Origin of the sequence: Absicoccus sp., assembly GCF_034090965.1 — a bacterium.
GTDB lineage: Bacteria > Bacillota_I > Bacilli_A > Erysipelotrichales > Erysipelotrichaceae > Absicoccus > Absicoccus intestinalis.
On sequence record NZ_JAXDRQ010000009.1, the window covers coordinates 24,691 to 43,167 of the forward strand.

Sequence of the window (18,477 nt, forward strand, 5' to 3'; positions counted from 1 at the left end):
GACAACGTTTTTTTATTATACGTTTGTATCTCTTTGACCCCCTAAAAACTTGGGGAGTTTTTCGGGATGGCCATCTTTGATCCATTGTGTATATTCGGCAGTTGCCGCAAACATGACATCACCTGAAGAGTTCAAGGCCGTTTCCACACTGTCTTGAACAACACCAATAATGAAGCCAATACCAACGGCTTGCATCGCTACATCGGCACTAATGCCAAATAAAGAACAGGCCATAGGAATCAACAATAGGCTTCCTCCTGCCACACCACTGGCTCCGCAAGCCGCAAAGGTTGCTAAGACGCTTAAGATCAGAGCGGTAGCAAAATCAACCCGAACTCCAACCGTGTTACAAGTTGCGAGCGTAAAAATCGTAATGGTAATGGCGGCCCCATCCATGTTGATCGTGGATCCCAATGGGATGGCAACCGAATACATTTCTTCATCCAATAATAATTTTTCACAAAGTTCCATATTCACGGGAATATTTGCTGCCGAACTTCGGGTGAAGAAGGCCATGATGCCACTTTCTTTTAAGCAACGGAATACCAATGGATATGGATTTCGATGTAAGAAAAGAAAGGCAATCAATGGATCGACGACCAGGGCAACCATCAACATCGATCCCACTAATACAAGCAATAGCGAACCATAGGTTTCAAAAACACCTAAACCATTGGCACTGACCATTTGATAGGTCAATCCCATGATACCAAAAGGGGCTAGATTAATGATCCAACGAACCAAGGTACTAATGCCTTCACTGATGTCATTTAAGAAGGTCTTGGAGGTTTCGGCTGCGATGGATTTCAATGCCAATCCCAACAAAACGGACCAGAATAAAATACTTAAATATTGTCCTTTGGCCAAGGCTTCGATGGGATTCATGACAATGGTATTCAATAAATTGGTCATGACCTCACCAATACCACCTGGAGCCGTGGCTTCTTGTGCCGCTTTTTCGGTTAACACCAATGTTTGTGGGAACGCAAAGCTAACCGTGACCGCAACCACAGCTGCTAAAAACGTACTGATCATATATAAAAAGATAACGCGTCCAAATCGTTTGTCCATTCCTGTATTGGATGATGCCAATGAATTGGTGATCAACACAAAAACCAGGACGGGTGCAATCGAGCGTAGGGCGCCTTTAAATAAATCACCTAAGATCCCTATGGGTAGATTTTTAAATAAAATGCCTAAAATGGTACCAATGATCAAGCCAATCACGATGCGAATGATCAAACTTGTTTCATTATACTTTCGAATGACTTTCATATCCCTTTCTCCTTATCTATTTAATTTTACTTTATTTCTACGTTTTTTTCAAAATTTACATACATTTGTCTGTAAATAAGATACAATTTTGTGAAAGTAAGTGATTTTAGCACTCTTATTGCAATGGTGCTAAAACGGTGTATAATGTTTTCAATAGGAGGATTCGATATGAACAATCAGAATCAAAGACAGAGGTATTTTCGGATATGGACAATCATATTAATTGTGTTATTGATCTTTGATTGGGTCGTTGTCCCAATGATCTCCGGAGCACATACAAAAGAAACATCCTATTCTAACTTTTTGAATAAGGTAGAAGATCGTCAAGTCAAGGAAGTACAAATTGAAGATAATATCATTTATTATACATTGAAAAAAGATGATGCCACCACGTATCAGACAGGTGAAATGAACGATGCCAAGTTGGTGGATCGTTTGGAAGATAATGGTGTAGAGTTTTCACAACGTATTCATCAAAAATCTTGGTTGGATAATCCATTTCTCAATTTCTTGATTCTTTTCTTGTTGCCAATCATTTTAATGACTTGGTTGTTGCGACGAAGCATGAAACGATTCCAAGATAAAATGGGTGGCGGTAATACATTTACGTTTACACCAGGTGGTAACGAAGATGATGACAATAATGGATTTGGTGGCTTTGGCAGCTTTGGTGGTCTAGGCAATTTAGGAAAATCCAATGCCAAAGTATATGAAGGTAAAAAGACCGGTATCACATTTAAGGATGTGGCTGGTCAAGAAGAAGCAAAAGAAAATTTAAAAGAAATCGTGGATTTTTTAAATAATCCGAAGAAATATACAGATATTGGTGCCACGATGCCAAAAGGTGCTTTATTGGTTGGTCCGCCAGGAACAGGTAAAACTCTATTAGCGAAAGCCGTTGCTGGTGAAGCAGGCGTCCCATTTTTCTCGATTTCCGGTTCCGAATTTGTGGAAATGTTCGTAGGTCGTGGTGCCGCCAAAGTACGGGATTTGTTTACGCAAGCACGTAAAAAAGCGCCTTGTATCGTTTTTATCGATGAGATCGATACCATTGGTAAGCGGCGTGATGGTGCTGCATCCATGGGCGGTAATGATGAACGGGAACAAACATTGAACCAATTACTCGCTGAAATGGATGGTTTTGATGGATCCAAAGGTGTTGTTCTTTTAGCTGCAACCAACCGTCCAGAAATCTTAGATCCCGCTTTGACACGTCCAGGTCGTTTTGATCGTCGTATTCCTGTTGAATTACCAGACTTAGCAGGTCGTGAAGCCATCTTGCGTCTGCATGCACAAAAAATCAAACATTCACCAGATATTGATTTCAATGTAGTGGCGCGTGCTGCTGCCGGTTCAAGTGGTGCAGATCTTGCCAATATCATCAATGAAGGGGCTTTATTAGCGGTTCGTGATGGTCGTCATCAAGTGATCCAACGTGATTTGGAAGAAGCCATTGAAATTGTCATTGCCGGTGAGCAAAAGAAAGGTGCGGTCATTTCGCCAAAAGAGAAATTGATCGTATCGTATCATGAAATTGGTCATGCCCTGGTTGCCGCAAAATCAAAGAATTCAGCTCCTGTTCATAAGATCACGATCATTCCAAGAACCAAAGGGGCTTTGGGATATACGATGCAAGTGGAAGAAGACGAACAAAATTTATTATCGAAAGATGAATTATACAGTCGTATTGTTACGTATACAGCTGGTCGAGCTGCCGAAGAATTGATTTTCCATAATTATACTTCGGGTGCTTCCAATGATATTGAACAAGCAACCAAATTAGCACGGGCGATGATCACTCGATTTGGTATGAGTGAAAACTTTGATATGACCGCCCTAGAAACTGTATCGAATCAATATCTAGGTGGCGATACCAGTCTAGCTTGTTCTTCTGAAACCGCTGCAAAAGTAGATGAAGAAGTCATTGCCTTGATTCGAAGGGCTCATCAAGAAGCGCTACAAATCTTAAAAGACAATATGCCTAAGCTACATGAATTGGCAAAATACTTATATGAAAAGGAAACGATCACAGGTGAACAATTTATGTATATCTTAAACAAGCCTGCTGAGATCCCAACCAATTCCGCTCATTAAGACGTTGATATTCAACGTCTTTTTTTCTATGATAAAGCCATGAAAATACTTCAGGTTGATCAGCCTCAATCGATTGATTTTGATACCGATGTTTTAGGATGTATAGCAAGTCCAAACTGTGATTTTTCATGGATCTTAGATATTCGTGATCAATGCATAAAGAAAAAAATTCTATTTCGTTTTCTTTCCACCGGTCCTGCTTTGATCAAAGATGGAAAGATCTATTCTATTCCCAAAAATCAACAGGTTTCTCAAGCAAGAAAAGCACAGATCGACTATTCGCCCAATGAAGATTTATTTTGTCGTTTGTCTCATTCACAATTTCGATCTTCCTTCTATTTGCGACCAAAAGATCGAACTTATATCCAACAAAAAGGATGGGAAACGATTGATGAACATGCTCATGATTTTATTGCCTCTCGTTTAGCGCCAGCAGTTCCGTATCATGATGGCAAACAAACGCCAATGAAAGGACATCCGGTTTTTTTAGCACAACATGCCACGGGTACTTGTTGTCGAAATTGCTTATATAAATGGCATCAGATTCCCAAAGAAAAAGACCTGACCGATAAGGAACAAGACTATATCTGTCAGGTCATCATGGATTGGTTATTTCGCCAAATGTCCAAATAAAAAGAGCATTCGCTCTTTTTATTATTCGTTTTGTTTTCGTTTTAAGGCAACGAGAATCACGATGACTACAATGGCTGCAGCTCCAACGCCGATATATAATCCTGTATTGGTTTGGGTTCCCGTATTGGTTCCCGATGTTGTTTGCGTATTTTCAGCAATATAAGTATTTGTCAACGTATAGCCATCCACATCACCACGATAATGGCTCAATGCCTTTTCTTTGATGGTATAGGAATATGCCTTTCCATTCTCATCGTTTTTTGGCAATCCATCAAATTCAAATGTCCATTCATCACTGCTACCTTGGACTTCCATGGCTTTAAATTGTTTATTGTTGGCATATAAGATGACCGTTACAGTTTTAGGCCGTTGTTTATTTTTATCGGAATCGTCTTTCCATACGATCTTGCCTTGCACATTCACTGTTTCATCGGCATTATCTGTTGCCAATACTTCAGTATCCTTCGATGGATCAACCACTAAGATATTATTTTGTTGGACATTTTCCACATTCACTTCAATATTGTTTTGTTTCAATTCAATATTTGTTTGACTATTGTTGGTAGTTGTCGATCCACTATCGGATTTCGTCGTCGATTCACTGTCTGATTTCGTATCCGAAGTCGTCGTGGAATCTTCATTGGACTTTGTATCCGTGGTTGATTCTGTACTTGTTGTATCGGCAGTCATATCTACATCGATATATTTCACTGTCGCATTGGATTTCTTATTGGTCTTTACCTCACTTGTAAAGTTTTCAACGGGTTCCACTTCAACCGAGTAATTGACTTCTTCCTTTTGTTCTTCATCGGCATACTTTGGTTCTTGTCCAAATGTAAATTTCCAATCACTGCCCTTTACTTCATACGAATCACCAGTTGGTTGCCCATTGGCTAATAAACTGACTTTGACTTCTTCTGGTTTCTGAGAATCCTTAATGTCTGTATCCCAATCAATGACACCTTGTAACGATACAGTTTTTACAGTGGTATCATCTAAAGTAAGAGTGATATCCTTGGTTTCGGTTGTATCATCTTGTGATGATGTTTTCTCCGTTAGTGTTGTATCTGCTTCATTGTCTTGATTCTCTTGATCCGTCACTTCTGTTTCATTATCTTGATTCGTAGAATCATCCGTTGTTTGTTCTTTTTGCACTTGGACATCTTTTATAATTGTATCCTTCTGAACGGTAAATGGAATCGTCACGGAATGTGTACCTGCTGAAATATCTTCACTTTTCAATGTCAGTTCACTGACTTGACCTTTATTATCAGTCGTTTCCACTTCAGCCACTTGACCATCGATCTTTACCTCATCTTCTTGCACATCAATATTTGGCAAGTTCAAGGTTAAATCCGTACCATCGAAATTTACATCATTCAGTTCCATGACCAATTGATCATTGATAGTTACTTTTGTATCGTCTTCGATTGGTGTTTCATCTTTTAGAAGTTGAACCGTACCCGCTTCATTATAATTTGTGGTTTCTTGCGCATAAATTGGAACACTACCAAAATTGGAACATACCATTGTTGCAGCAAATAAAAGACCCATTACATGTTTTCTTTTCATAATAAATAAAGCTCCTTCTTTATTTCATTATACTAAAAAAAAAGCATTGGGTACAACCAATGCTTAATGGATCATAGATTATTTTCAACGAATTCAAGTACTTTTGGTTCTGGAATAAATCCTGAAAAAGCATTCACTTGTTCACCTTTTTTAAATAAGATCACCGTAGGAACAGCCATGATACCAAATTTTTCGGCTAAGTCACTAGATTCATCCACATCCACAGATACAACTTTGCACTTTCCTGCAAGTTTTTCTGACACGCTACTCATGATTGGGGCCAACATTTTACATGGGCCGCACCAAGTTGCTGAAAAATCTACTAAAACAGCGTCTTCTTTCATTAATGCATTGAATTGTTCTGTATTTACTTTGTTCACCATATTAGAAATCCTCCTATTGTTAAAGATATTGTAACCAATGGGAAATTCGATGTCTATTCATTTGCTTCAGGCCATTTATCTTGGATAAAAGTCAGTGTTTTTTGAAAGGCATCTTGCCTTGCTTTCTGACAATGTTTGGGATAATTTCTCTCAATTTGGGATATCCGACGATACAATAAACGATCTCGATTGAAGGCTTTTGGCGGCAATATCACATGGCTGACCATTTGATATTGTAGATGTCGAGCACCATATCGATAATCATGATCTTGTAAACGACGCACGATTTGACGACATGCATATTCGCTCGGCAAGACGACATCGTTTTGTGAAGAAAGCAAGAGAATCGGACATTGACATTTTTCTACGGGAATGATCATTTCTTCTCTCAATCCGTAGGTCAAACATTGTTCATACCGATCGACCGTATGAAATTCATGACTACATTTCATCTCTTTCGCAACTTGTTTCCACATCTTTGTTTCTGGTTTTAATAAAGGCAATGGCAATCCTTTATATAAGATCGTCATGGTCGTTGGTTTGATCGATAATGGTTGATATAAAATATGGAATGGATTGACCCCAATCACAAGATCAATATCTTCTGGATAGTGACTGGCTACCCCTAGGGCAACACTGCCTCCGAGTCCCCATCCCCATAAGCCTACATGTTCATAGCCTTGGGCGTGCATGGTTTCGGCAACAAAAGAAATATCATCCAAAGAAATTTCTCGTCCTGGTTCAATAAAATCAAGCGCCAATGTATCCATTTTCGCTTCTGTAAATGCTTTCGCAATCGCATCATTACGCATGGTACTTAATATGATCAATATAGAGGTGTTGGATGCCTTTCCCTGATAGTACCGAGCAGAGAAGCCATCTTCATCAAATTTATAATTGAATTTCATAATTTCATCTTCTTGTATTGCCTATTATTTGTCAATGAACAAAAGTTTCAATTTATCTAAAATGAATAACATAGTCTATTGTTTGATTATTATCAGGATATAGATGATAATTGATCTGTTCATACAATTCTGGATCATAAGATACATGAATTTTAATATGTTGGCCATCATGGACTTGTTTGGTCTTTGTCATCATCTGTATGCTTTTCACAAATTGCATTTCTACTTCATTGGTCTGATCAAATTGTTTTATTAAATTTTTGTTCATATGAATCGATTCAATTTGATTGCCTTCATATTTTACTTGTACATACTCTTTGAGATCGATCGGTTTAGCATCTTGACTGTAAGTACAACCAACTAAGAAAAAAATGAGAATGAATAATCGTTTCCACATAGATTCATTATAGCTTAAAATTCAGAAAGAAAAAAACAACCCATACCTATGGGTTGCAGTTTTTACAAGGTCGATATCCTTCACTGATGATTGTTTCACGAGAATCTGTTGATATGATTTTATTATTTTCACTCATTCGTTTTACACTGAAGCAATCGGGTCGATGAAAGACATGAGTGTTTGGATTTAATATATATGTCGTACTTGTTGTTTCGGTTTGTGTTTCTGTACTTGTAGTTTCCGTTTCAATTTGTGTATTCGTTTCTGTACTCGTATTTTCCGTACGATGACTATCACCGGTTGCATAATCAATGGTAATGCCCGGTTGGACATTATAGACAAATACATTAAACGATAGATTTTGGTCCTCGATCGATAAGGCTTCCATATGGACTCCATGGGCAACTAGATCATTTCCTTCATAGATGGGTGTTACTCGATAGAGGACATGATGATGGGTGGATCGTATATAATCAGCGACCTGATTTTCAAATGGTAACATGCCGTCAACATTCATATATCGGGTACCTGTAGTTAAGTTATATTTATTCGCATTTTGTCCACTCAACATATATGCAATCAAATGACAACGATTGTATAAATAATGATCTTCAATCAAATCATCGTACCGGATGGTATGCCATCCACTGGGTTTGATCATTCCGATGGATCCGCGTTTCTTGGTTGGCATGGTCTCTTTGCCTAAAATAGCTTGGGCTTGATGACACCGCCCCCATTCATCCCATTTGGAGTACGATTGATACACAGTGGTTGATTTTTCTTCATCAGTAAACGATGGAACATTGTCATCCACTTCTACATAGGGCGTACCGGAATAAGCAGGAATCGTTGATAGATCGATATCGCCTTCTTGGGCATGTACACAAGCCGTACTAAAAAATAAAAGCAGGGAACAAAATAATATAATAAATCTCTTTCTCATAAAAAAAGTATACCACATAAAAAAGTCATAATTCATCGAACTATGACTTAAAACGTATTCTCGGTTCGTGCGATGATAGCATTTTGTGCTTCTGGCATCAACGATACAAATTGGGCACAATATCCAGCCACACGAACAATGAGATCCGTATGTTTTTCCGGATATTTTTGAGCTTCTTTGAGTTCCTGAGAGGATACAACATTAAATTGATTATGATAAATGCCTTTTTTTGCAGAAACAATCAAGAAGTCAATAAAGCGTTCTAAATCAGCTTCTTTCGCTAGTGTTTGTGGACTCAATCGCATATTTAACAATTGTCCAGCTGCTACACGTACATTCGGTAATTTGGATACCGAATTGATTAATGCGGTAGGTCCGGTTTGATCCGTTCCTTGCGTTGGTGAACAGCCTTCATTTAATGGGCTACCAGCCATGCGCCCATCGGGTGTAGCTCCAACCACAAAGCCATTTGGCACATACGATGTGATGTTTGAAGTTGACATCGTATAACAACTGACTTCTGGTCCTCTACCTTGACGAATGGTATGGTAAAAAGGCAATAATTCCAAATAAGAATCAAATACATCCGCAACGATTTGGTCGACATCATCGATGTCATTTCCAAATTTAGGCAAACGTAATATTTTGTTGCGTATGCGCATGGATTCTTCGGATTGCCAATTCTCATCCATAGCGTTCAGCAATTGTTCCCATGTCAATGTGTGATCTTCATACACCAGTTTCTTTATTGTATATAAAGAATTGCCTACGACCGATGGTCCAATATTCGATTGGGATATCACATCATATTTACACCCGCCTTGTTTTAGGGTCTTACCTAATTTCATCGCGTTTTGGATCAAACACGAAGCGAGTGGGTCTGCATCATAGATTTCTAAGCTTTCATCACATATCGCATCACAAGCTACACTAATATCCGAATAGAATTTTAAATAACGTTTCCATTCTGCCCATAATTGATCGTATGTTTCTTTGGGTTTTCCTTTCAACATACAAATGCCCGTATTGGGATCGACTCCATCATGGAGCATGATTTCTAATACTTTTCCCCAGTTTACATAGGTCATTCCGGTAGCTCGGTGTCCATATTTACCAGGAACACCAGTTTCTACACAACCAATTGGACAGTAATCCAGGGCATCTTCTTTACAGATACCTAGATCCATGATACCTTTGGCTACGATCGCATCATTGAACATGCTTGGCATCCCACATCCAGTTCGGATGAGTTTGGCACAAGCACGTAAATAAGATCGTGGTGAGTTTGCGTGATAGCGTGCGGAGAAGTTTGGTTCGGACAATCGACATTGATGCATGGCTTCGATACACATATATGTCAAATCATTGGTTCCATCGCTACCATCTGGTTTTAAGCCACCAACCACTAGATTCGAATAGAGCGGATAGCCTTGGGAAAACTTTGTATGACCATACGGACGTACTTTATTGAGGGAAGAATTCATAATGAACATGTGCGTGATAATCTCTAAGGCTTTTTCTGGTGTTAGGAGGCCCGATTTACGATCTTGTTGATAATAAGGATAGAGATATTGATCAAATCGTCCATAACAGAAGGAATGTCCATTACTTTCAATCATTTGTAGCACATGGATCATATAGGTGACTTCCACAGCTTCATAGAAACTGCGAGCCCCTTGTTCCATCATGGTCATAGCCATGGTCGACATGACTTCATACTCTTGTTTACGATTCGGATTGGTTTCTTTTATAGACAGTTCTTTGGCGAGTTTTCCATAGCGTTTAAAGTAAGTCAATGCGCCTTCTAAAGAAATGATGACACTTTGATAAAAAGCTTTTTGTTCATCGGAAAGTTCTGTATTTAATTTGGTTTTCGCTTCATCAATAATGGCGCGAAAGCCTTGTTTTAACGCCATTTCATGATCCGGTACGATATGGCCATCACCACTCATCGAAATGCCCCCTCGATGGAGTACGCCCTGTTTTTCAGCCATTCGTATGGAATCGGTCAAGTGGGCATTTACGCGGTCTTCATGCGTATGTCCTTGCCAATAAGGGGCAATCGAACGAAGATCTGATTTAGTTTGTTGGTCAATATAAAAGATATCTCCGGATCGTTTTTCAAAAGTATCCAATTCATCAATGACCCATTGGATGGAATATTCTGGAAAGATCGGTGCGGCAAAATTATGAGATGCCTGATTGCCAAAGATTAAAGAGTCTGGCTCCATATAGATGGTCATATGTTCTAGGGTATAAGCAAATGCTTTGGCTTTACGCAAAATATATGGTTCGCCCTCGGTTTGTTGGAAAGATCGCGTATACAATACGGCTCTTTGGGAACAAATTGTGGCTTTGCGTTTTTCCATCTTTTCTCGAAGGCGTTTCATACGCTCATTGATCATAGGCCAAACCTCCTTATTTTTTTACTTTTTCAAATCAAGTACAACAGGCACAGAACGATAACCAACACCCATACGATCGATACCCATATCAATTAATTTCAAGAAATGTTCACGTGTACGGATGCATCCAGAACCTTTGATTTTACATTTTCCTTGGTTTTCGTCCATGATCAATTGGATAACTTCTGGGGTAGCACCGACATTTTCATGTCCGGTTAAGAATCCCGTACTTGTCTTGATGAAATCGGCACCTGAATCCATGACACAATGGCATCCAGCCTTGATTTCTTCTTCTGTCAATGCATCGGTTTCCAAAATAACTTTCAATGCACGTCCATATTTATGTGCTGCTTGTGCACAAGCTTTTAAATCTTCTGTTACTTCATCTAATTTTCCAGAACGAATCTTACCAAAATTGGCAACGATATCTACTTCTTTTACTGTATCATATTTTGCGACGGCTTCAATCTGTTGTACACGACTTTCTGTTGAGCTATCACCAAATGGAAAATCGGTAACAGGGCAAAGCATGGTATCGGATCCTTTCACATACGGTTCGCAAAGATCCATGTATCCCGGATTGATACAAATTGTGGCACATCCCAATTGCACACCGTCTTTGGTCAAATCAATAATTTCTTGTTCAGTAAATTCTGGTTTCAATACACTGTAATCAATGTATTGTGCTAATTCTCTCGTCGTCATTTCTTTTGCTGGTTTATTTGGTTTCATAGTATGTATTTTTGATAACTTTTGTTATCTTTCCTCCTTGCGACTATATAATAGCACATTATGTTCGTTATGAAACTATATTTTTTCGTTTATTTTCTTTTATGTTCGTTGTTAAGAAACTCTAAATAGCAAATCTGTGAAATACATATTATATACACCTATCTATCTTTCGCTATATCTGTCATAGCAGTAAAATATTAATAAAGAACATATAAATTATCCTGTAGAAGAAAGGATTCGAATCATGAAAAACGATATTACAACTATTCATTCTTCAAACAAACAAAAAGAAATAGCAAAAAAAATGTCTTCTATTTCTATTCTCCCGATAAAAGATGAAGTAAAAATAGAAAAGGATGATAATTTTACAAAAATTCCTTATACTACTTTTTTAACATTGGGAGCAGGATTGGAACCTGTTGCCAATTTGTTACAAAAATTTGTTTTAGGAAATAATCAAAGTGGGTTATATTGGGTCAATGTTCCTAAAGGAACTCATTTAGCAAAACGAAGGAATGGCATTGGGTTGCTAGGAGCTGTTCTTAACAATGAAACAAACCAAGTGGTTGGGCAAGCCATACTACAAACAGCTCCTGTAGATCCTACCACACTTTTTATGATGGTAACTCTCTACGCTATTGATTATAAATTAAGCGAAATCAACGAAGCGCAAAAAGATATCCAATCATTCTTAGAACAAAAGGAACACTCCGAGTTACAAGGAAGTTTAGTTTATTTAACAGATGTGATCAATACCTACAAATATAATTGGAACAATGAATTGTATCTCAAGAATAATCATTTAAAAACATTAGATATCAAAGAAAGGGCAGAACAGAAAATTGATTTTTTTCAAAGTCAAATTCGTAAAGAAATCACTAAAAAGGAATTCTTATTCCTGGATAAGGACGTAAAAAAGAAACTATATACTGTAAAAAATGACTTGGTCAATGATCAACTGAGTCTTTATCTTTTGTCTTTTGCTTCTTTGTTAGAAATTGTTTTAAGTGAATCATTTGATCCTGGTTATATTCAATCTGTTATTAACAAACTGTATCATTACTCATTGGAGTATCGAAAATTATACACAGAATGCTATGATATCATAGAAAAAGACGCAAAAAATTCTGTCGAATATGAAACTAGAAAAAGAATTTCTACTCTAAGCAAAGCCATGGGAAAAACAATTGAAAAAGCTCCATTATTAAGTAAGTCTCCCATCGATGAAGCTTTGATTTCTGCTTCTGATAAACTGATTTCTTTCAATAATGCTCATACAGAAATGATGATGAAAAAACTCCTTCAAAACCAGGGGGGATTTGTCAAACCATTCATCGATACTTTAACATCATTCCATAGTATCTATAGTCAGGATTTACAGTTTGCAATCGACGATGAACACATTTATATCCATCATGATTTAATCCATTGATATCTCACATACACATCAACAGAACATGGAATGAACAATACAATATGTAGTAGAAAAATATTCGAAAGACAAGATATAAGACATTATCAACCAATAAATACTAAAACACATAAAAAAAGCCCTTTTGATAAGGACTTCTTAGACATATGGTGCAGAAGAAGGGAGACGACAAAAAGGAATATACGCATGAATATAGCTTTATTTAAGGCAATATCCAACACAATACATAATATATATTCATATCTTTGCAATTTTTTAAGATATAAAATGAGATATAAAAAAGAGAGATAAAAAAGAGATACCTTGATAGCATCTCTTTCTTCTCTTATTGATTTTCTTTTTTGATTAATTTCTCGATCCACTCGGATTTTGGGACCCGATGATCAATGGCTTGCTGCTCAAGCATTTGTGCAACAGGCTTCGAAAGACTGATAGTAGTTATTACCTTTTCGCCATCATCATCAACGACACCGAATAATTTTTCATAAGTTTCGGCATCACAATTTTCCTCTACCCAGTCTTTAGCATCGACTAGATCGAGCGGAGTAATTGCTTCACTTCCCGACCACTCATTTTGGCCGGTAGTTTCTCTGTACTTGGACAATGGCCCACCAGTACCGTACAAGAAGAATTCTCCGGTTCGTTTCCGGTAAAGTTCTTCTAGACAATATTCAAATTGCCCTGGATACGAATATTGGTATTCTCCTACCAATTCCGCCGTATCCGTATCGTACTTCTTTCCTCTGATAATTTTTTTCATTTTTATTTTCCTCCTTTTTTTTAATTTGCAAACATTTCTGTAACCTCAATCATTTCTTGTCTAGCTACGATTGTTCCGATCTCACCATATTCAGGCCAATCATAACCGCACATAGAGCTTTCAGATACTTTTCTTAGCTCATATGTGTCATTGAAAAAATATTCATGACCATAGCAATATCCAATATTGCATTTGAAAACCTGGAATTTCCCAATACCGTGAATTTTCATAAAACATTTAGTGCTATCAGTTAGTTTCATTTTACTCGCCTCCTAACAATTTTTCGATTTCTGATAGTCTAGCTAGCAATTTTTCTTTTTCTGCCAAAAGTGCTTGTTTGTCAACTTGTTCTTTGACTACCTTTTCGATCAATTCGATGCCATAAGAATCATCGTTTTCTAATTCTTTTTCAAGCATCAATTTGTTAACATGTTTTACAGTCATTACGGTACCTTCTGCAACAACTGTTTTCCAGTAATTTCTAGAACCACCGGAATCAATCTTGCCGGACTCAAGGACGACATCGTCGCCCACTCTAGCTCCCGAATCTCTATCCCATGCCCGGGCTAACACTTTGCCGGCATATGTAACGGGTTCGCGTGTTTTTTCAATATCGTCCGTGAATCGTACTCTAATTGTTACTTCTTCAGGCACCGTATCGCCATCTTCGCCGTATACTTCCATAAGAATCTTTTTTGCTTGATCCTTATCCTCTTTAGCAACTGCCCAGCATTTTTTGTCAGGATCCCATTTGGCAGAACCAATTGTTTTGATTCTGCTAATGAAATCTTTATTATACGGGGTGATCATTTCGAAAACCCCGTTTTTTTCATCAGTTTTTACCATTTTATTCTCCCACAATCTTATGATCCGTGTACATCTGGTGAGCAGCCGTTTCGACTGCGTAGTGAAGATGCCCTAGTGATCGTAAATCAACGATTACATAATCCGGATTTTTTTGACTGAATTCTTTTGCGAATTTTTCGATTTCACAAAGCAAATTTTGATACTTCGTGAAATCTCTTTCATCAGATTTTTGGGTGAGCTGCTTTTTTAATTCTTTGTTTGCTAGCTCCGCAATTTGATTAATTTCGTTTTCTATTTTTTTGACCTGGGCGGTTGACAACTCTCTTTCTTCCACCGCCTTCATATATTCGTTCCATTCTTCTGCTGTTGGTAACATGATATTTCCTCCCGGGATGCTCTCCCTTATCTCTATAAGTATAATACATCCGCATTATACATAAGTCAATACTTTTATATAAAAGTTAATACTTTTATTTAATGAAAAGGCAAATAAAAAAACACCGGTCAAATATGGCCGGTGCCGTAATTTAACTTGCCTGTAACTTGCTATTTGCTTAAACCAAATAGATTGTTTATAATGATGACAGGAACAAAAAAAGTTGAATCTTTTTTTCGGAGAGAGGACACCTGTGTCTTCTCTCTATTTTTTTAGCTTTCAGATGCCTTAGTGCCATTTTTTTAAAAATACGGCACTAAGAATAATGCAAGTGCCGAATTTAGCAAAATAAAACAAAAAAAATCGGGATGACCGTTGAGGACATCCCTTTTTACTCGATAGAAAATAGTTGATAAATTCAACAATGCGGTTTTTAGAAACCGTCAAAAACAATACCTAAATTAACTTTATTTAATGCATACATTTTCAACTTTTTTATATGCATCCAAGTAAAATTCTTTTTTATCACCATTATAAGTCACTTCATAATACATCCCATCGGCAAGCGTTGATGAAATCAACCACTTCCAATTTTGCAAAGTCTTGCACTTCCAAACAATATACGCTTCAAAACTGGTATCTGTATCTGTTTGATTCAGATGCTTTGCAATATAATTGTTGACAATATTAATAGCTTTATCATCCATAAATTTATACCTCCTAGAACAATTCTTCCACAAGCTCATATGTCTTTTCAAACACTGACGGTTTACATGGATAAAATTCTCCGTCTACACCCTTGATGATATAGTCACCGTAGGTAGCGTATATGCCACCCTCCAAAGTGTTTACATAAGCGCCTTCAAGATATCCATCACGCCACACTAGCGTTATGTTCCCTTCGCCAAATTCGATAATTTTATCACGATTATTTAAATTAAGTTGCATGGCTTCGATAACATAAGGCTTCTTGCGATAGTGCAATGCCATTATTTATCACCTTGTTTCTTTCCAAATAATGATAGAATCCATTTTAATATCTCATATAGAACGCCTAAGAGCGTTTTTTTACTTTCAACGTTAGATTGTTCGTCATTTCCTTTTTTGTCGTCTGTAGGCTCTTTCTGTGGCTCTGACGGCTTTTCTTCTAATGGCTTATCTGCTTTTACTTTATAGTGTTCAAAATCTACGTACATCGCATTTTTATCCAATCCAATTCCAGTTGCCTTGTCAATACTTGTATATTGGTGGATTGTACCACGATAAGACGTATCACTGTTGTAATTGCCATCGTTTGAGTCCCACTGAGCGACCCATTTATCATATTCGTCTAAATCAGTCAACCAATTATCAAACCACCATGTGGAGCTATATACTCCAGTGTACCATCCTTTTTCTTTAACGTACTTGCAGAATGTTTTGCACATTTCCAAACAATGCTCTTTTGTAAGCAAGCCACGTTTCTTTTTCCATGAGTCCGCATCTTCCATATCAAACCAGATACCCAATGTTGGTTTGTATTGCTCCGCTAATTCTACGGCATATTCTGCTTCCAGTTTAGCTCCGTCTGCATCGTATGCGTAATCGTAACAATACAGTCCGAAAGGCTTGCCATGCTTTTGGCATTCAGATACCCAATGTTCGACCTTTTTATCTTTGTATTTAGCATCGCTTGTCTTCTCACCAAAATTGCATCTGATGATGGCAAAATCGTATTTAGACATATCTACATCGGATTCTCTATTTGCTTCCGACAAGTCAACACCCCAATGTTTCACATTAGACTGGTCAATGCTAGGCTTAGAAGTTTCTACTTTATCTGGGTTATCTGCGTAAAAGTCGCACCATGCGGTAGAACGGTCTTTTGTTGGGCTACAAGCGACAAAATAATTGTGTCCGTCCTTTTTATAGACAATGTATCTATGAGCGTCTGTGGCACATTTCTGAGTGTATTCAATAAGCGTATTGGCATTCGCTACTCCTACTACTTTACCTGTAGGACTATCTTGTCTGATTTGCACTTGGTCTACTTTATACTTAGCCCAACCATGTTCGTCTTCTAATTTGTAACTTGGTGTAGTGTTTGGTTGCTCAAAAGTCGCCCACAAATCAACGCCTTGTTTTTCGCTTCCACTGATAGCAACGAAATAGCGATACATGCGTCCATCATTTTGATGTTCAACGAAACTGATATATCTATGTCCGTTACCTACCCATTTCTGTGTATAGGTCAATTTTGTACCTTTTTTCAAGGTTTCTGCAACAATTCCTGTAGGACTATCACGGCGTTTATTTACATCCTGTGTAAGAGTAGCAACACCATTTTCATTGATTAATTGCTTCTCGCTATAACTGTTAGAAACTGTCGTTCCTAATTCTTTGTGCCGTAAGAATCCAACCAATCTTAATGCCGTTCCAGGATAATATGAACCGACATTTTTAGGTACTTCTACATAATCAAACAAGTTACCGCCATAATTGGATTGAGACATAGCCATATTGACTCCTACGACCTCGACAACGGCAACATGACCATAATTACCATAGCCACCTTTATAGATAGCTAAATCACCGACTTGTGCAACACTGGATTGACTAAATTCTGGTGCATGTGTTTCCCATAAATTTCCTGCTCCTGCTACTTTTGTATTGCCGTCTAAAGATTGATTATGACCGACAATTTCACTGATACGTGCAGTTGCATAAGTAAAACAGTTAGGCATGGCCACACCAGTACGTGCTACTGCATAATTCATCCACTGTGTACTTCCGAAATTTCCATATGATGTTCGTGGAGTAAATGACATATACTACCCTTCTTTCTCTTCTAGCTTAGTGATTCGACAGCATGCACTGTCTAGGTCTTCTTCAATTTTCTCAAGGCGGAAGTCATGCTCCATCTGTTTCTTGGTCATCTTTTCAATGTCTGATTTCATGCTTTTGAGATCCAGTCTTGTCTCGCTCGAATCGCGACATAGCGCATCTAATTTCAGATTTGCCTTGACCACACCTTCGGCATCTGACTTTGAATTGTTCTTGATCATGACCACCACATTGACGATCAGGACCGCGAAGGCGGCCAAAGAAAACAGGAATTCAAAGGTCATGCCGTCCTTAGGCGTTACCATCAGACACCTCAGGTAAGCCGCCAAGACTAGTAAGAAGTGATACCAGTCCGGCCAAAAGGCTTGCGGATAGCACCACTTTCCAGTCGACTGACTCGATCATGGTACTAGCTCCGATGGTACCGACCGCGGTTTGGCATACTGTCTTTACGGCACGGATCAGTGCCGCATCCCACCATTTTTTTGATTGTAATTGATTCATGGTTCGTTTCTCCTTATCCATTGTTTTCTGTGCTACTGATTTCTGTGTAGTAGCTCCACAAGGTCATTTCACCTAATTTGACTTCGGTCTTTTTGTATCCTTCCTTGTCGGATTCGACCTCTTTTTCTTCGATATGATCCGCAATCTCTCCAAATAGTTCCTGGCGACGGTTGTTCTTCTCAACTTCTGCCTGTTTCGCTTTTTCATCGGCAATATATTTTTCATATTCTGCTTTTGAAAAGTAGATATGTAACTTATTGTCGGCTTTTGAAGTGTATGACTTGTATGCATGCACTTCCGGCCATCCTTCAGGCATGCCGTCACATACGGCTTCGATATCGATATCTTCCGATTTCTGCATCGCGATATTTTCAATGCTTCCATCGGCCCCTACTTTCACATATACATTTGCTTGCGACATAATTTTCCTCCT

The 18,477-nt window shown here is 38.1% G+C and carries 21 protein-coding genes; 3 read left to right on the top strand and 18 right to left on the bottom strand.

All coding sequences use genetic code 11. The annotated features are described in order from the left end of the window. Nucleotides 1-15: 15 nt before the first annotated feature. Nucleotides 16-1,275 carry a serine/threonine transporter SstT gene (sstT, locus tag SOS22_RS01230; protein ID WP_320596074.1) on the bottom strand — a complete coding sequence of 420 codons (1,260 nt, stop codon included), beginning with the start codon at nt 1,273-1,275 and terminating at the stop codon, nt 16-18. Nucleotides 1,276-1,443: 168 nt separating this feature from the next. On the opposite strand from sstT, the gene ftsH reads away from it, so the two are divergent. After that, nucleotides 1,444-3,369: an ATP-dependent zinc metalloprotease FtsH gene (gene ftsH / locus SOS22_RS01235; RefSeq protein ID WP_320324962.1), complete on the top strand. Its 1,926-nt coding sequence runs from the start codon at nt 1,444-1,446 to the stop codon at nt 3,367-3,369. Nucleotides 3,370-3,408: 39 nt separating this feature from the next. Next, a complete protein-coding gene (locus SOS22_RS01240; RefSeq protein ID WP_320596075.1) occupies nt 3,409-4,002 on the top strand; it encodes a DUF4186 domain-containing protein in 594 nt (197 codons plus the stop codon). A gap of 21 nt (nt 4,003-4,023) precedes the next feature. Here SOS22_RS01240 and SOS22_RS01245 read toward each other — a convergent pair whose 3' ends face one another. From SOS22_RS01245 to deoC, 7 genes are all read right to left on the bottom strand, one after another. Continuing rightward, nucleotides 4,024-5,574 (bottom strand): Cna B-type domain-containing protein, encoded by a 1,551-nt coding sequence (locus SOS22_RS01245; protein ID WP_320596076.1) that lies wholly within the window; start codon nt 5,572-5,574, stop codon nt 4,024-4,026. A gap of 71 nt (nt 5,575-5,645) precedes the next feature. Further along, nucleotides 5,646-5,957, bottom strand: coding sequence for a thioredoxin (gene trxA / locus SOS22_RS01250; protein WP_320324965.1), 312 nt, complete (start codon nt 5,955-5,957; stop codon nt 5,646-5,648). Between the two features lie 53 nt (nt 5,958-6,010). Continuing rightward, nucleotides 6,011-6,865 carry an acyl-CoA thioester hydrolase/BAAT C-terminal domain-containing protein gene (locus SOS22_RS01255; RefSeq protein WP_320596077.1) on the bottom strand — a complete coding sequence of 285 codons (855 nt, stop codon included), beginning with the start codon at nt 6,863-6,865 and terminating at the stop codon, nt 6,011-6,013. A gap of 52 nt (nt 6,866-6,917) precedes the next feature. Next, a complete protein-coding gene (locus tag SOS22_RS01260; protein ID WP_320596078.1) occupies nt 6,918-7,262 on the bottom strand; it encodes a hypothetical protein in 345 nt (114 codons plus the stop codon). Between the two features lie 46 nt (nt 7,263-7,308). Then, on the bottom strand, nt 7,309-8,205 hold the full coding sequence (locus SOS22_RS01265) for a DNA/RNA non-specific endonuclease (protein ID WP_320596079.1): 897 nt from the start codon (nt 8,203-8,205) through the stop codon (nt 7,309-7,311). Between the two features lie 47 nt (nt 8,206-8,252). After that, entirely contained in the window at nt 8,253-10,610 is a 2,358-nt protein-coding gene (locus SOS22_RS01270) for a formate C-acetyltransferase/glycerol dehydratase family glycyl radical enzyme (RefSeq protein ID WP_320596080.1), read from the bottom strand. A 21-nt stretch (nt 10,611-10,631) separates the two neighbouring features. Continuing rightward, complete coding sequence (deoC, locus tag SOS22_RS01275) at nt 10,632-11,342, bottom strand: deoxyribose-phosphate aldolase (RefSeq protein WP_320596081.1); 711 nt, start codon at nt 11,340-11,342, stop codon at nt 10,632-10,634. Between the two features lie 244 nt (nt 11,343-11,586). Here deoC and SOS22_RS01280 point away from each other — a divergent pair, with 244 nt between their 5' ends. Beyond that, nucleotides 11,587-12,774 carry a hypothetical protein gene (locus SOS22_RS01280; protein WP_320596082.1) on the top strand — a complete coding sequence of 396 codons (1,188 nt, stop codon included), beginning with the start codon at nt 11,587-11,589 and terminating at the stop codon, nt 12,772-12,774. A 325-nt stretch (nt 12,775-13,099) separates the two neighbouring features. Here SOS22_RS01280 and SOS22_RS01285 read toward each other — a convergent pair whose 3' ends face one another. From SOS22_RS01285 to SOS22_RS01330, 10 genes are all read right to left on the bottom strand, one after another. Next, the gene (locus tag SOS22_RS01285) at nt 13,100-13,534 is read right to left on the bottom strand and encodes a hypothetical protein (RefSeq protein WP_320596083.1); all 435 of its coding nucleotides are present in this window, start codon (nt 13,532-13,534) and stop codon (nt 13,100-13,102) included. Between the two features lie 20 nt (nt 13,535-13,554). Then, on the bottom strand, nt 13,555-13,794 hold the full coding sequence (locus SOS22_RS01290; RefSeq protein WP_320596084.1) for a hypothetical protein: 240 nt from the start codon (nt 13,792-13,794) through the stop codon (nt 13,555-13,557). A 1-nt stretch (nt 13,795) separates the two neighbouring features. Next, nucleotides 13,796-14,380: a hypothetical protein gene (locus tag SOS22_RS01295; protein ID WP_320596085.1), complete on the bottom strand. Its 585-nt coding sequence runs from the start codon at nt 14,378-14,380 to the stop codon at nt 13,796-13,798. Nucleotide 14,381: 1 nt separating this feature from the next. Beyond that, complete coding sequence (locus tag SOS22_RS01300; protein WP_320596086.1) at nt 14,382-14,717, bottom strand: hypothetical protein; 336 nt, start codon at nt 14,715-14,717, stop codon at nt 14,382-14,384. A gap of 467 nt (nt 14,718-15,184) precedes the next feature. Then, nucleotides 15,185-15,424, bottom strand: coding sequence for a DUF6275 family protein (locus SOS22_RS01305; RefSeq protein ID WP_320596087.1), 240 nt, complete (start codon nt 15,422-15,424; stop codon nt 15,185-15,187). A 13-nt stretch (nt 15,425-15,437) separates the two neighbouring features. Beyond that, the gene (locus SOS22_RS01310; protein ID WP_320596088.1) at nt 15,438-15,707 is read right to left on the bottom strand and encodes a hypothetical protein; all 270 of its coding nucleotides are present in this window, start codon (nt 15,705-15,707) and stop codon (nt 15,438-15,440) included. Then, the gene (locus SOS22_RS01315) at nt 15,707-17,473 is read right to left on the bottom strand and encodes a GH25 family lysozyme (RefSeq protein WP_320596089.1); all 1,767 of its coding nucleotides are present in this window, start codon (nt 17,471-17,473) and stop codon (nt 15,707-15,709) included. The genes SOS22_RS01310 and SOS22_RS01315 overlap by 1 nt, the downstream gene beginning before the upstream one ends. Before the next feature lie 54 nt (nt 17,474-17,527). After that, on the bottom strand, nt 17,528-17,845 hold the full coding sequence (locus SOS22_RS01320) for a hypothetical protein (protein ID WP_320326196.1): 318 nt from the start codon (nt 17,843-17,845) through the stop codon (nt 17,528-17,530). Then, nucleotides 17,832-18,044, bottom strand: coding sequence for a holin (locus SOS22_RS01325; protein ID WP_320326195.1), 213 nt, complete (start codon nt 18,042-18,044; stop codon nt 17,832-17,834). The genes SOS22_RS01320 and SOS22_RS01325 overlap by 14 nt, the downstream gene beginning before the upstream one ends. A 13-nt stretch (nt 18,045-18,057) precedes the next feature. Then, nucleotides 18,058-18,465, bottom strand: coding sequence for a hypothetical protein (locus tag SOS22_RS01330; protein ID WP_320596090.1), 408 nt, complete (start codon nt 18,463-18,465; stop codon nt 18,058-18,060). Nucleotides 18,466-18,477: the final 12 nt, after the last annotated feature.